At 70.9% G+C, this 13,891-nt stretch carries 15 protein-coding genes; 10 read left to right on the top strand and 5 right to left on the bottom strand.

Annotation, left to right across the window (positions count from 1 at the left end):
* Positions 1-26 precede the first annotated feature (26 nt).
* From KK483_RS28990 to KK483_RS28945, 10 genes are all read left to right on the top strand, one after another.
* On the top strand, positions 27-1,724 hold the full coding sequence (locus KK483_RS28990) for a nitrite/sulfite reductase (protein WP_262008161.1): 1,698 nt from the start codon (positions 27-29) through the stop codon (positions 1,722-1,724).
* Positions 1,721-1,900 (top strand): hypothetical protein, encoded by a 180-nt coding sequence (locus KK483_RS28985; RefSeq protein ID WP_262008160.1) that lies wholly within the window; start codon positions 1,721-1,723, stop codon positions 1,898-1,900. The genes KK483_RS28990 and KK483_RS28985 overlap by 4 nt, the downstream gene beginning before the upstream one ends.
* Positions 1,897-2,613 carry a phosphoadenylyl-sulfate reductase gene (locus tag KK483_RS28980; RefSeq protein ID WP_262008158.1) on the top strand — a complete coding sequence of 239 codons (717 nt, stop codon included), beginning with the start codon at positions 1,897-1,899 and terminating at the stop codon, positions 2,611-2,613. The genes KK483_RS28985 and KK483_RS28980 overlap by 4 nt, the downstream gene beginning before the upstream one ends.
* Positions 2,613-3,188 carry an adenylyl-sulfate kinase gene (cysC, locus tag KK483_RS28975; protein ID WP_262008157.1) on the top strand — a complete coding sequence of 192 codons (576 nt, stop codon included), beginning with the start codon at positions 2,613-2,615 and terminating at the stop codon, positions 3,186-3,188. Before KK483_RS28980 ends, cysC begins: the two co-directional genes overlap by 1 nt.
* A 91-nt stretch (positions 3,189-3,279) precedes the next feature.
* Positions 3,280-4,233: a sulfate adenylyltransferase subunit CysD gene (gene cysD / locus KK483_RS28970; RefSeq protein WP_262008156.1), complete on the top strand. Its 954-nt coding sequence runs from the start codon at positions 3,280-3,282 to the stop codon at positions 4,231-4,233.
* Positions 4,234-4,235: 2 nt separating this feature from the next.
* Positions 4,236-5,585: a sulfate adenylyltransferase subunit 1 gene (locus tag KK483_RS28965; protein ID WP_262008155.1), complete on the top strand. Its 1,350-nt coding sequence runs from the start codon at positions 4,236-4,238 to the stop codon at positions 5,583-5,585.
* A gap of 222 nt (positions 5,586-5,807) precedes the next feature.
* The gene (locus KK483_RS28960) at positions 5,808-6,935 is read left to right on the top strand and encodes an aliphatic sulfonate ABC transporter substrate-binding protein (RefSeq protein WP_262008154.1); all 1,128 of its coding nucleotides are present in this window, start codon (positions 5,808-5,810) and stop codon (positions 6,933-6,935) included.
* Positions 6,936-6,972: 37 nt separating this feature from the next.
* Positions 6,973-7,788, top strand: coding sequence for an ABC transporter ATP-binding protein (locus tag KK483_RS28955; RefSeq protein ID WP_262008153.1), 816 nt, complete (start codon positions 6,973-6,975; stop codon positions 7,786-7,788).
* Positions 7,775-8,671, top strand: a complete 897-nt coding sequence (locus KK483_RS28950) for an ABC transporter permease (RefSeq protein WP_262008152.1) — start codon at positions 7,775-7,777, stop codon at positions 8,669-8,671. Before KK483_RS28955 ends, KK483_RS28950 begins: the two co-directional genes overlap by 14 nt.
* Positions 8,672-8,679: 8 nt before the next feature.
* The gene (locus KK483_RS28945) at positions 8,680-9,573 is read left to right on the top strand and encodes a sirohydrochlorin chelatase (RefSeq protein ID WP_262008151.1); all 894 of its coding nucleotides are present in this window, start codon (positions 8,680-8,682) and stop codon (positions 9,571-9,573) included.
* Here KK483_RS28945 and KK483_RS28940 read toward each other — a convergent pair.
* From KK483_RS28940 to KK483_RS28920, 5 genes are all read right to left on the bottom strand, one after another.
* Positions 9,563-10,009 (bottom strand): hypothetical protein, encoded by a 447-nt coding sequence (locus tag KK483_RS28940; RefSeq protein WP_262008150.1) that lies wholly within the window; start codon positions 10,007-10,009, stop codon positions 9,563-9,565. The two genes, KK483_RS28945 and KK483_RS28940, sit on opposite strands and share 11 nt — an antisense overlap.
* Complete coding sequence (locus KK483_RS28935) at positions 10,006-10,677, bottom strand: hypothetical protein (RefSeq protein ID WP_262008149.1); 672 nt, start codon at positions 10,675-10,677, stop codon at positions 10,006-10,008. The genes KK483_RS28940 and KK483_RS28935 overlap by 4 nt, the downstream gene beginning before the upstream one ends.
* Positions 10,674-11,450, bottom strand: a complete 777-nt coding sequence (locus KK483_RS28930) for a carbohydrate ABC transporter permease (protein ID WP_262009725.1) — start codon at positions 11,448-11,450, stop codon at positions 10,674-10,676. The genes KK483_RS28935 and KK483_RS28930 overlap by 4 nt, the downstream gene beginning before the upstream one ends.
* 149 nt (positions 11,451-11,599) lie before the next feature.
* Positions 11,600-12,559: a carbohydrate ABC transporter permease gene (locus KK483_RS28925; protein ID WP_262008148.1), complete on the bottom strand. Its 960-nt coding sequence runs from the start codon at positions 12,557-12,559 to the stop codon at positions 11,600-11,602.
* Positions 12,556-13,839: an ABC transporter substrate-binding protein gene (locus KK483_RS28920; RefSeq protein ID WP_262008147.1), complete on the bottom strand. Its 1,284-nt coding sequence runs from the start codon at positions 13,837-13,839 to the stop codon at positions 12,556-12,558. Before KK483_RS28920 ends, KK483_RS28925 begins: the two co-directional genes overlap by 4 nt.
* Positions 13,840-13,891: the final 52 nt, after the last annotated feature.

Here is a 13,891-nt window from a genome sequence, read left to right as displayed (position 1 = left end):
CCCGCAGTCCCGAAGGACATACCGCCATGGCCGCCACCCCTGAAAAACCCGCTATCGCCACGCCCCGCCGCAAGGCCGGACGCCACCGCGGCGAGGGTCAGTGGGCCGTTGGCCACTTCACGCCGCTGAACGGCAACGAGCAGTTCAAGAAGGACGACGACGGTCTCAATGTGCGGACACGCATTGAGACGATCTACTCGAAGGCCGGATTCCACTCGATCGACCCCAACGATCTCCGCGGGCGGATGCGCTGGTGGGGGCTCTACACCCAGCGCAAGCCCGGGATCGACGGCGGCAAGACGGCGATCCTGGAGCCGGAGGAGCTGGACGACGAGTACTTCATGCTGCGCGTCCGGATCGACGGCGGCCGGCTGACCACGGAGCAGCTGCGGGTCATCGGCGAGATCTCCCAGGAGTTCGCGCGCGGCACCGCCGACATCACCGACCGGCAGAACGTCCAGTACCACTGGATCCGCATCGAGGACGTGCCCGAGATCTGGGACCGCCTGGAGGCCGTCGGCCTGTCCACCACCGAGGCCTGCGGTGACACCCCCCGGGTCATCCTCGGCTCGCCGGTCGCCGGCATCGCCGAGGACGAGATCGTCGACGGCACCCCGGCCATCGAGGAGATCCACCGCCGGATCGTCGGCAACAAGGACTTCTCGAACCTTCCGCGCAAGTTCAAGTCCGCGATCTCCGGCTCCCCGCTGCTGGACGTCGCCCACGAGATCAACGACATCGCCTTCGTCGGCGTGAACCACCCCGAGCACGGCCCCGGCTTCGACCTCTGGGTCGGCGGCGGCCTCTCCACCAACCCCAAGATCGGTGTCCGGCTGGGCGCCTGGGTGCCGCTGGACGAGGTCCCTGACGTGTACGAGGGCGTCATCTCGATCTTCCGCGACTACGGCTACCGCCGGCTGCGCACCCGCGCCCGGCTGAAGTTCCTGGTCGCGGACTGGGGCGCGGAGAAGTTCCGCCAGGTGCTGGAGGACGAGTACCTCGAGCGCAAGCTCGTCGACGGACCCGCCCCGGAGCAGCCCGTGCAGCGGTGGCGCGACCACGTCGGCGTGCACAGGCAGCAGGACGGCCGGTTCTACGTCGGCTTCGCGCCGCGCGTCGGCCGGGTCGACGGCACCGTCCTCACCAAGATCGCCGATGTGGCGGAGGCACACGGCTCGGGCCGGGTGCGCACCACAGCCGAACAGAAGATGCTCGTCCTCGATGTCGAGGAGGCGCAGGTCGAGTCGCTGGTCGCCGCTCTTGAGGCGCTGGACCTGCGCGTCCAGCCGTCGCCGTTCCGGCGCGGCACGATGGCCTGCACCGGTATCGAGTTCTGCAAGCTGGCCATCGTCGAGACCAAGGCCCGCGGTGCCTCGCTGATCGACGAACTCGAGCGCCGCATCCCCGAGTTCGACGAGCCGATCACGATCAACATCAACGGCTGCCCGAACGCCTGCGCCCGTATCCAGGTCGCGGACATCGGTCTCAAGGGCCAGCTGGTGCTGGACGACAACGGCGACCAGGTGGAGGGCTTCCAGGTGCACCTGGGCGGTGCGCTGGGCCTGGAGGCCGGTTTCGGACGCAAGGTCCGCGGCCTCAAGGTCACCTCCGCCGAGCTGCCCGACTACGTCGAGCGCGTCCTCAAGCGCTTCGAGGCGGAGCGCGAGGACGGCGAACGCTTCGCGGCCTGGGCGGCGCGCGCGTCGGAGGAGGCACTGTCGTGAGCGAGCGTGCCGCCCCCTTCTACTGCCCGTACTGCGGCGACGAGGACCTGCGTCCGAACGAGCAGGGCCACGGCGCCTGGGAATGCGCGGCATGCAATCGAGCCTTCCAGCTGAAGTTCCTCGGGCTGCTCGCCCGGGGCGTTCAGCGCAACGACGGTGGAGGGAACGAGATATGACAGCGGTTCAGGCCGGTCACGAGCGCACCACCGACGAGCTCAGGTCGCTCGCCGAGCAGGCCGGGCGGGACCTCGAAGAGGCCACCGCCCTGGACATCCTGAGGTGGGCCGCCGAGACCTTCGGCCCGCGCTTCTGCGTCACCTCCTCCATGGAGGACGCGGTCGTCGCCCACCTCGCCTCCCGCGCACTCCCCGGTGTCGACGTCGTCTTCCTCGACACCGGCTACCACTTCCCCGAGACCATCGGGACCCGCGACGCGGTCGCGGCCGTGATGGACGTCAACGTCATCACGCTCACCCCGCGCCGGACGGTCGAGGAGCAGGACGCCGAGTACGGCCCGAAGCTGCACGACCGCAACCCGGACCTGTGCTGCGCACTGCGCAAGGTCAAGCCGCTGGAGGAGGGGCTGACCGCGTACGACGCGTGGGCGACGGGGCTGCGCCGCGACGAGTCCCCGACCCGGGCGAACACCCCGGTCGTCGGCTGGGACGAGAAGCGGCGGAAGGTCAAGGTCTCCCCGATCGCCCGCTGGACGCAGGACGACGTGGACGCCTATGTCGCCGAGCACGGCGTGCTCACCAACCCGCTGCTGATGGACGGTTACGCCTCCGTCGGCTGCGCCCCCTGCACCCGCAGGGTCCTGGAGGGCGAGGACGCCCGTGCCGGCCGCTGGGCCGGCCGCGGCAAGACCGAGTGCGGACTGCACGGCTGATGACGACCGATGAGAACGACGAGAACTCAGGGGGGAAGCACGTGACTGGGGCCACCGTCTGGCTCACCGGGCTGCCGAGCGCGGGCAAGACCACGATCGCCCACGAGCTGGCGGGCCGGCTCCGCGACGAGGGCCGCCGTGTCGAGGTGCTCGACGGGGACGAGATCCGCGAGTTCCTCTCGGCGGGCCTCGGCTTCGGCCGCGAGGACCGGCACACCAACGTCCAGCGGATCGGCTTCGTCGCCGAGCTGCTCGCGTCGAACGGCGTCACGGTGCTGGTCCCCGTGATCGCCCCGTACGCGGACAGCCGCGAGGCGGTCCGCAAGCGCCACGGCGCCGAGGGCACCGCGTATGTGGAGGTGCATGTCGCCACTCCGGTGGAGGTGTGCTCCGTGCGGGATGTGAAGGGGCTGTACGCCAAGCAGGCGGCCGGTGAGATCAGCGGCCTGACCGGGGTCGACGACCCGTACGAGGAGCCGGAGGCCCCGGACCTGCGGATCGAGTCGCACACCCAGACCGTGCAGGAGTCCGCGGCGTCGCTGTACGCGCTGCTCGGCGAGAGGGGACTCCTGTGAGCGACGCGGGCACGGCCGCCGGTCCGCGGACGAAGACGATGGCCGCACCTCTGCGCCGTGCGGGCGGAGAAGCACACGAAAGGGGCGCAGCGTGACGACCAGCATCAATCATGTGAGCGGTACCGCGGGCGGTGCGGGGGAGGACAGCCCGTACGCGCTGACGCATCTGGATGCGCTGGAGTCGGAGGGTGTGCACATCTTCCGTGAGGTGGCGGGTGAGTTCGAGCGGCCGGTGATCCTGTTCTCCGGGGGCAAGGACTCGATCGTGATGCTGCATCTGGCGCTGAAGGCGTTCGCCCCGGCGGCGGTCCCGTTCTCCTTGCTGCATGTGGACACCGGGCACAACTTCCCGGAGGTCATCGGGTACCGGGACCGTGTGGTCGCCGAGCATGGTCTGCGGCTCCATGTGGCTTCCGTACAGGACTACATCGACCGTGGTGTGCTCAAGGAGCGGCCGGACGGGACCCGTAACCCGCTCCAGACGGTGCCGCTGACCGAGGCGATCCAGGAGCACCGTTTCGACGCGGTGTTCGGCGGCGGTCGGCGTGACGAGGAGAAGGCGCGGGCCAAGGAGCGGGTGTTCTCGCTGCGGGACGAGTTCTCGCAGTGGGATCCGCGGCGTCAGCGCCCCGAGCTGTGGCAGCTCTACAACGGCCGCCACGCGCCGGGTGAGCATGTGCGGGTCTTCCCGCTGTCCAACTGGACCGAGCTGGATGTGTGGCAGTACATCCAGCGCGAGGGGATCGAGCTGCCGGAGATCTACTTCGCTCACGAGCGCGAGGTCTTCGCGCGCGGCGGGATGTGGCTGACGGCCGGCGACTGGGGTGGTCCGAAGGACGGCGAGAGCGTCGAGACGCGCCTGATCCGCTACCGCACGGTCGGTGACATGTCCTGCACCGGCGCCGTCGACTCCCAGGCGACGACGCTGGACGCCGTGATCGCCGAGATCGCCGCGTCCCGGCTCACCGAGCGGGGCGCGACCCGCGCCGACGACAAGCTGTCGGAGGCGGCGATGGAAGACCGCAAGCGCGAAGGGTACTTCTAGAGATGACCAGCACCGCCGATCCGGCCGAGCAGCTCGCCGGGCAGCTGTCGGCCACCACCCTGCTGCGCTTCGCCACCGCGGGCTCCGTCGACGACGGGAAGTCGACCCTGGTGGGCCGGCTGCTGCACGACTCCAAGTCGGTCCTCGCCGACCAGCTGGAGGCCGTGGAGCACGCCTCGCGCTCCCGCGGCCAGGACGCCCCGGACCTGGCGCTGCTCACGGACGGCCTGCGGGCCGAGCGCGAGCAGGGCATCACGATCGACGTGGCGTACCGCTACTTCGCCACGCCGCGGCGCCGGTTCATCCTCGCCGACACCCCCGGGCATGTGCAGTACACCCGGAACATGGTCACGGGCGCCTCGACGGCCGAGCTGACGGTGGTCCTGGTCGACGCCCGCAACGGAGTGGTCGAGCAGACCCGCCGGCACGCCGCGATCGCCGCGCTGCTGCGCGTCCCGCACGTCGTCCTCGCCGTCAACAAGATGGACCTCGTCGGCTACGAGGAGTCCGTCTTCGCCGCCATCGCCGAGGAGTTCACGGCCTACGCGAGCGAGCTCGGCGTCCCCGAGATCACGGCGATCCCGATCTCTGCGCTCGCCGGCGACAACGTCGTGGAGGCTTCCGCGAACATGGACTGGTACGGCGGCCCCACCGTCCTGGAGCACCTGGAGACCGTGCCGGTCAGCCACGACCTGACCGGCTGCCACGCGCGCTTCCCGGTGCAGTACGTCATCCGACCGCAGACCGCCGAGCACCCCGACTACCGCGGCTACGCCGGACAGATCGCGGCCGGTACGTTCCGGGTCGGCGAGAGCGTGACCGTGCTGCCCTCCGGCCTCACCTCGACGATCGCCGGGATCGACCTGCTCGGGACGCCGGTGGACGTCGCCTGGACACCGCAGTCGGCGACGCTGCTCCTGGCGGACGACATCGACGTCTCGCGCGGCGACATCATCGTGCCGAGCGGCGACGCGCCCGCGACGACACAGGACGTCGAGGCGACGGTCTGCCATGTCGCCGACCAGCCGCTCACGGTGGGCCAGCGGGTGCTGCTCAAGCACACCACCCGCACGGTCAAGGCGATCGTCAAGGACATCCCGTCGAGGCTCACCCTCGACGACCTGTCCCAGCACCCGGCCCCCGGGCAGCTGGTGGCCAACGACATCGGCCGGGTCCGCGTCCGTACCGCCGAGCCCCTCGCGCTCGACACGTACGCGGACTCCCGCCGCACCGGATCGTTCCTGCTGATCGACCCGGCCGACGGCACGACCCTGGCGGCAGGCATGGCGGGCGAGTCCTTCGCCACCGCCAGGACCGCGCCGGTCCAGGACGACGAGGGGTGGGACTTCTGATGACGGACGCCTTCGCCACCTTCGCGAAGGAGGGCGGCCGCGTGGGCAGCGGCGCCCTCGGTGCGGGCACGGGAGGTGTCGCGCGATGTGCGCGATGACCGCCGCGACACCCCGCTCGCACCACAGACGAAGACATCGACCAGCCGAGCTCCCGGCCGCGTCCCGACACACCCGGATCCACCGGGGGGCGTGAGCACCGGGCTTCCGAGAGGACAACCTCCCGTGCCTGCCACACGTACGAGCCGCACGACCCGTACTGCCCTGCGCCGCGGTCTCGCCGCTGCCGCCGCACTGCCTCTGCTGGCCGTGGCACTCACCGCCTGCGGCTACGGTTCCCAAGCCGCCGACGACAAGAAGACCGAGGTGGCGGCCGAGGGCAGGAAGCTCTCCGCGGACACCGTCAGGATCGGCTACTTCCCGAACCTCACCCACGCCACCGCGCTGGTCGGCCTCGAGCAGGGCCTGATCCAGAAGGAGCTCGGCGGCACCACGGTCAAGCCGCAGACCTTCAACGCGGGACCGTCCGAGATCGAGGCCCTCAACGGCGGCTCGCTCGACATCGGCTTCATCGGCCCCTCGCCGTCCATCAACGGCTACGTCAAGTCCGAGGGCAAGAACCTGCGGATCATCTCCGGCTCCGCCTCCGGCGGTGTGAAGCTGGTCGTCGACCCGGACAAGATCAAGTCGGTGGACGACGTCAAGGGCAAGAGGATCGCCACTCCGCAGAAGGGGAACACGCAGGACGTCGCGTTCCTCAACTGGATCGCGGAGCAGGGCTGGAAGGTCGACGCGGAGAGCGGCAAGGGCGATGTCTCCGTGGTCCGCACCGACAACAAGGTGACCCCGGACGCCTACAAGTCCGGCTCCATCGACGGCGCCTGGGTGCCCGAGCCGACCGCGTCCAAGCTGGTCTCCGAGGGGGCCGAGGTCCTCATCGACGAGACCACCCTCTGGCCCGGCAAGCAGTTCGTGATCACGAACATCATCGTGTCGCAGACCTTCCTCAAGGAGCACCCGGACGTCGTCGAGGCCGTGCTGCGCGGCACGGTGAAGACCAACGCGTGGATCAACGCCAACCCGGACGAGGCCAAGGCGTCGGCCAACGCGGCGCTGAAGGCGGAGACCGGCAAGGAACTGGCCGCCAAGGTCATCGACCCGGCGTGGCCGAGCATCCGGATCACCGACGACCCGCTGGCCGCGACGCTGAGGACGCAGGCCGACTACGCCGTCAAGGCGAAGCTGCTCGAACAGCCCGACCTGAACGGGATCTACGACCTGACGCTCCTCAACAAGGTGCTGAAGGCCGAGGGCAGGCCCGAGGTGTCCGACGCCGGCCTCGGCGCCGAGTAAGTCCGAAGTCCCCGAAGAACCCCAGGAGGTGACGACCATGGCCAGCACTCTTGCCAAGGCTGCCGAGGGCACCGCGGCGGTGTCCCACGCCGCCCGTATCGAGCACGTCTCGAAGTCCTTCCCCGGCCCGGCCGGCAGCCAGCTCGTCCTGGACGACATCAGCCTCGATGTCGCGCCGGGCGAGTTCGTCACCCTCCTGGGGGCCTCGGGCTGCGGCAAGTCCACACTGCTCAACCTGGTCGCGGGGCTCGACGCGCCGACCGCCGGGGCGATCGCGACGCCCGGCGGGCGGCCCGCCCTGATGTTCCAGGAGCACGCCCTCTTCCCGTGGCTGACCGCGGGCAAGAACATCGAACTGGCCCTGCGGCTGCGCGGGGTCCCCAAGTCCGAGCGTCGCCCGGAGACCGAGCGGCTGCTGGAGCTGGTCCGGCTCGGCGGCGCGTACGGCAAGCGCGTGCACGAGCTTTCCGGCGGGATGCGCCAGCGCGTGGCCCTGGCCCGCGCGCTCGCCCAGGACAGCGACCTGCTGCTGATGGACGAGCCGTTCGCGGCGCTCGACGCCATCACGCGGGATGTGCTGCACGGCGAGCTGACCCGTATCTGGCAGACCGCGAACAGCGGCGGCTCCGCCAAGGGGAACCTGTCGGTCCTCTTCGTCACGCACAACGTCCGCGAGGCCGTGCGGCTCGCCCAGCGTGTGGTGCTGCTGTCCTCGCGTCCCGGCCGGGTGGCCCGCGAGTGGACGGTGGACATCCCGCAGCCGCGCCGTATCGAGGACGCCGCCGTGGCCGAACTGTCGCTCGAGATCACCGAAGAACTGCGTGGGGAGATCCGCCGCCATGGCCAGCACTGAGACCACCGACCGGGCGCCGCGGAAGGCGGACGACCTCGCCGGGCTCGAAGCGGGCCTGGACGCGCTCGACGCCGTCGAGATCCGCCGGACGCCCGTGCGCGAGGTCCTCGTGAGGAAGGTCCTGCCGCCGGCCCTCGCCATCGCCCTCGTCCTCGTCCTCTGGCAGCTCCTCGTCTCCGCGAAGGTCACCACGGAGGACAAGCTGCCGGCGCCGGCCTCGGTGTGGTCGGGCCTGACCGACATGTGGTTGCAGGGCACCCTGCTGGACGTCATCTGGACCAGCGTGTCGCGCGGTCTGTTCGGCTTCCTGCTGGCCCTGGCGATCGGCACGCCGCTCGGCCTGCTCGTCGCCCGGGTGAGGTTCGTGCGGGCGGCGATCGGCCCGATCCTGTCGGGCCTGCAGTCGCTGCCGTCGGTGGCGTGGGTGCCGCCCGCCGTCATCTGGCTCGGTCTCAACGACTCGATGATGTACGCGGTCATCCTGCTCGGCGCCGTCCCGTCGATCGCCAACGGACTCGTCTCCGGCGTCGACCAGGTCCCGCCGCTCTTCCTGCGGGCCGGGCGCACGATGGGCGCCACCGGCCTCCGCGGCACCTGGCACATCGTCATGCCGGCGGCGCTGCCCGGCTATCTGGCCGGTCTGAAGCAGGGCTGGGCCTTCTCCTGGCGCTCGCTGATGGCCGCCGAGATCATCGCCTCGTCGCCCGATCTCGGCCTGGGTCTCGGCCAGTTGCTGGAGAACGGCCGCAACAACATCGACATGCCCGGCGTGTTCCTCGCGATCATCCTCATCCTGATCGTCGGCATCGCCATCGACCTGCTCATCTTCAGCCCGTTGGAGCGCTGGGTGCTCCGCAGTCGCGGGCTGCTCGTCAAGAACTGAGCCCCGTGATGCACAGCCCCGTCACCCACAATCCCGTCACCCACAGCACTGTCGCCCACAGCCCCGCCCTGCTCGTCATCGCCCACGGCAGCCGCGACCCGCGGCACGCCGCGACCGTCCACGCCCTGGTGCGGCGCGTCCGGGCGCTGCGCCCGGCGCTGCGTGTGTCGACCGCGTTCCTCGACTTCAACGCGCCGTCGGTGCCGCAGGTCCTGGAGCGGATGGCGAACGACGGCGTACGGGACGTGGTGGCGCTGCCGCTGCTGCTGACGCGGGCCTTCCACGCCAAGGCCGACATCCCGGCCGTCCTGCGCGACGCCCGGACCAGCCACCCCCGCCTGCGCATCACCCAGGCCGAGGTGCTGGGCCCGTCCCCGCTGCTCCTGGACGCGCTGGAGCGGCGGCTGTACGAGGCGGGTCTCACGCCCGCCACTGCACTTCTCCGGGGGACGCCGGATCCGACTGCCGCTGCGCGGCGGGCCGGCTCCCCGGCCGGAGACTCCCCTGGGCGTCGCGAGGTCGATCGGTTCAAGCGCTCGACCGGGGTCGTCCTGGCCGCGGCGGGCTCCTCAGACCCGGAGGCGATCGCGGTGATCGCTCAAACAGCGCGGGAGCTGCGGCACACCGGCTGGTGCGCCGTGCGACCCGCGTTCGCCTCCGCCGCGCTGCCCCGCACCGAGGACGCGGTGCGGGCGCTGCGCGCCGAAGGCGTCGCCCGGGTGGCGGTGGCCCCGTACGTCATCGCCCCGGGCCGCCTCCCGGACCGCATCGCCACGGGCGCCGAGTCCGCGGGCGCCGACATCCTGGCGGACGTCCTCGGCCCCTCCCCCGAGCTGGCGCGCCTGCTGCTGCAGCGGTACGCACAGGCGTGCGCCACGCCGGTGCTGGCGGCTACGGGCTGAACGGCGCCTCGAATGCGGGACTCGCCAGGTCAACCGTGATCGAGTTGCCGAGGTTGTTGACGAACCTGGCGATCGTTCCGCGGACTTCCACCTTCACGAACGGGTTGGAATCGGCCGGCGACACCAGCCACACCAGGTTCCTGCCCGAGTCGAGCCGCGCGAAGAACCCTTCCGAGCCGAGTGCACCGTCGCCGCCGCACACATGGCCGGCCCCGCCCGGCAGCTCGGCAAGACACTGCGGATGGATATCGATACCGGTCACGCCGTCCGGCTCCGCGTCGAGGAGCGCATCCAGGTCGAGGGGGCCGCCGAGGTCGAACCACGACAACGCCGCGCCGTCGATCCCGACCTCGCACGCCGAACCGTCGGACCTGTACAACCCGTCCCGAGCGGGCGCGGTGTGCGCCGACCACAGTTCAGTGATCCTGCTGGTCACGGCCCTGTCTCCGCCTCTCCCCTGTCCGGACTTGGGTTTCCGCCCCCGCACACCGGAGAGGATGCGGAACACCCCGGGGACGCCGATGGCACGGACCTCAGGTCGATCGCGGTGAGCGCGAGGGCCAGCGGCCCCGGCGCCAGGAAGGCGAGCGGCAGCATCGCCCACGCACAGAGCACGGCCGCCGCCAGGGCGAGGAGGGTCAGGGCGCTGTCGCCCGGGTCGCGCAGGGCGTCGCGGGCGGCGGCGCGTACCGCGGCGGGCCAGTCGGTGAGGGACTCGGGGCGTGCACATGCGCGGAGGGCCACGGTCGCGGCGCACGCGCCGATCACGGCGGCGGCCAGGGCGAAGGCGCCCGCTCCCGGCAGCCCCGCCCGGGCCAGTGCCAGGTCCGCGGCGAGCAGCAGCACACCGGCGAGGGCGAGCGCGCCGGCGGCGAGGTCGCCCGGCCGCAGGCGTCTGCGAAGCAGGGACAGGTACCGGCCCGCGGTGGCGGGCCTGCCCTGGGCCGAGCCGCGGAGCACCGCGCAGGCGGTGGACAGCGCGGCGGGGGCGGTGAGCAGCGGCAGGCCGGCCACCGCGGTCGCAAGCCCGATGCTCAGCATGTCCGCGAACAGGGTCGTGCGCGGGCCGAAGAGTTCGCCCGTGTCGCGGGCGCGTGCGCTCATCCCTTGATCCCGGAGCTGGCCATGCCCTCGACGAGGAAGCGCTGGAAGGCGAGGAAGAACAGCACGATCGGCAGCAGCGCGATGACCGACATGGCGAACATCGGGCCGTACGCCGACTGGCTGGAGGCGTCGACGAACGACCGCAGGGCGAGGGTGAGCGTGAACTTCTCCGGCGAGAAGAGGTAGATCAGCTGGGTGAAGAAGTCGTTCCAGGTCCAGATGAAGGTGAAGATCGCCGTGGTGATCAGCGCGGGCCGGGTGAGCGGCAGGATCACCTGGAGGAAGCTGCGGAACGGGCCGCAGCCGTCGATCCGGGCGGCCTCCTCCAGCTCGCGCGGCAGCCCGCGCATGAACTGCACGATGAGGAAGACGAAGAACGCCTCGGTGGCGAGGAACTTCGGCAGGATCAGCGGCCAGTAGGTGTTCACCATGCCTAGCTGGTTGAAGATGATGTACTGCGGGATGAGCACCGCGTGGTGCGGCAGCATGATCGTCGCGATCATGAACGCGAACAGCGGCCCGCGCAGCCGGAAGCGCAGCCGGGCGAAGGCGTACGCGGCCAGCGAGCAGCTCAGGACGTTGCCGAGGACCGCTCCGCCCGCGATCAGCAGGGAGTTGGCGAGCATCCTGCTGACGGGCACGTCGCTGACTCCGTCGAGCGCGGTCGTGTAGTTCGACCACTCAAGACGGCTCGGCAGCAGCCTCAGGCTGGCGATGACCTCGTCGGCGGGCTTGAGCGAGGTGGCGAGCAGCCAGGCCAGCGGGTAGAGCATCACGAGCAGGGCGGCGAGGCACACGGCGTGCAGCGCGACACGGCGCCGGGCGCGCTGCCGGTCGGGCTGAAGGCCGGACTGAACGCCAGGCTGAAGGCCGGGCTTCCCGTCAACGGGCCCCTGGTCCGCCGGAGTTGCGGTGGTCGAGGTCATCGGTCCCCCTCGTCGGCGTAGAAGACCCAGGTGCGCGAGGTGCGGAAGAGCACCGCGGTGACGGCGCCGATCACGAGCAGCAGCGTCCAGGCCATAGCGGAGGCGTAGCCCATGTGGGAGGCGACGAAGCCGCGGTCGTAGAGGTAGAGCGTGTAGAAGAGCGTGGAGTCGGCAGGACCGCCCTTGCCCGCGCTGACCGCGAAGGCGGGCGTGAAGACCTGGAACGCCTGGATGGTCTGCAGCACCAGGTTGAAGAAGAGGACGGGCGACAGCATCGGCAGTGTCACGGAGACGAACTGGCGCCACCGGCTGGCTCCGTCCACGGCCGCGGCCTCGTACAGCTCGGCGGGGATCTGCTGGAGTCCGGCCAGGAAGATCACCATCGGGGCGCCGAACTGCCATACGGTCAGCAGCGCCACGGCGAGCAGCGCCCAGCCGGGCCGGTTGACCCAGCCGCCGGTGTGGATGCCGACGGCGGACAGCAGGTTGTCGACCGTGCCGCCGTCGTTGAAGACTGCCCGCCACACGAGGGCGACGGACATGGACGCGCCGAGGAGTGAGGGGGCGTAGAAGGCGGATCGGTAGAACGCCTTGCCGCGCTTCATGGACTTGAGCGCGAGGGCGATGAGGAGCGCCAGCGCCAGTTGCAGCGGTACGGCGATGACGACGTAGCCGAGCGTCGCGCCGACCGAGCGCCAGTAGCGTGGGTCCTCGGTGAACATCTGGACGTAGTTGCGCAGGCCCACCCAGTGCGGGGGGTTGAACATGTCGTAGTCGGTGAACGACAGGTACAGCGAGACGGCCATCGGCAGCAGCGTCAGGACGGCGGCGCCGAGCACCCAGGGCGAGAGGAACACCCAGGCTGCGCCTTCGCGCCTGCGGCGGGGGCGCTTGTCCCCCGGTGCGGGGCGCCGCGCAGCGCGTACGCCGGCGGCGGGGATGTCGGTGGTGGTCATGGCCTCAGCTCCGCCTCCGCCTCGATGATGTAGTTCTCGGCGGCCTCGCGCGGTGTCATCCGCTCGAACGACACCTGGTCGTAGTCGCGGGCGAACGTGGTCTGCAGGGCGTTGTCGCCGGCCGGCGGGGCCTGCGGCGGGGGTTCGAGGGTGCCCTCCACGCTCGCCTGGTAGTCGGCGATGGTGCGGTCGAAGTCCTTCAGGCCGGGGACGACCTCCTTGCGGATGGACTCGTTGACGGGGATGCTGCGGCTGGCGCCGAGGATCTTCGCCGCTTCCTTGTCGTTGATGAGGAAGTCGATCAGTTCGGCGGACTCCTCGGGGTGTTCGGTGGTGGCCGCGATCCCGACGAACATCGACGGCTTGAAGTACTGCCCGGGTGTGCCGTCCGCGCCCGACGGCAGCGGCGCGAGGGTCAGGGCCTCCCCCACGATCGCCGTGAGCGCGCTGGTCGGCGCGTCCCAGTTGAAGTCGGCGATCGCCCTGCCGCGCGCCAGCGGGGTGTTCTCGACGGATCCGTCGAGCTGTGTCGTCTCCTCGGCGGGGGACACGGCGCCCTCGCGGCGCAACCCGTCGGTGAAGGTCCACCACCGGGTCAGGTCGCCGACGGTGAAGCCCAGCCCGCCGTCCTCGGTGTAGAGGGACTTGCCCTGGCCGCGCAGCCACGCCTCGAAGCAGTCCTCGCTCTGCCCGGGGTCGACGGAGCCGGGCTTGCCGGTCCGCTTCGCGAGCGCGCGCATGGCCGCCGCCCAGTCGTCCCAGGTCCAGCCCGCGCGCGGGAGGTCCACCGCGGCGGCCTTCCACTGCCCGGCGTCGTACGCCACGGTCTCGGTGCCGCGGCCCTGCGGGATCGCGTACTGCTTGCCGTCCACGACTCCGGTGGCCAGCAGCCCGGTGTCGATCTCGCCGGTGCGCAGGGTCTGCCTGCGGGTGCCGAGGTCGAGAAGGACGCCGCCTGAGGCGTACTGGTCGATCTGCCGGTAGTCGAGCTGCATCACGTCCGGGGCGTCGCCGCCGGCGGCCTGGGTGGCGAGTTTCTGCTTGTACGCCTCGTAGCCGGCGAAGGAGGTCTGCACCTCGATCCCGGGGTGCCGCTCCTCGAAGAGCGCGACGGCCTGCTCGGTGCGGGCGGCGCGGTCGGGGTTGCCCCACCAGGTGTAGCGCAGGACGGTCTTTCCGCTGCCGCCGGTGTCGGACGGGCCACCGCAGCCGGTCAGCACCGCGCAGAGGGCGAGCACCGTGGCCGACACACAGGACATCGTTGTCCGGTTCGCGGGCATGGCGAGTACACCCCTCCTTTCTGAGAATGCGGGAATGCGGGGGGATGGGGGG

Origin of the sequence: Streptomyces sp. FIT100, from assembly GCF_024584805.1 — a bacterium.
In the GTDB taxonomy this organism is placed as follows: Bacteria; Actinomycetota; Actinomycetes; order Streptomycetales; family Streptomycetaceae; genus Streptomyces.
The sequence above is the reverse complement of the archived record's forward strand: the minus strand, read 5'-3'. Positions and strand labels throughout refer to the sequence as shown.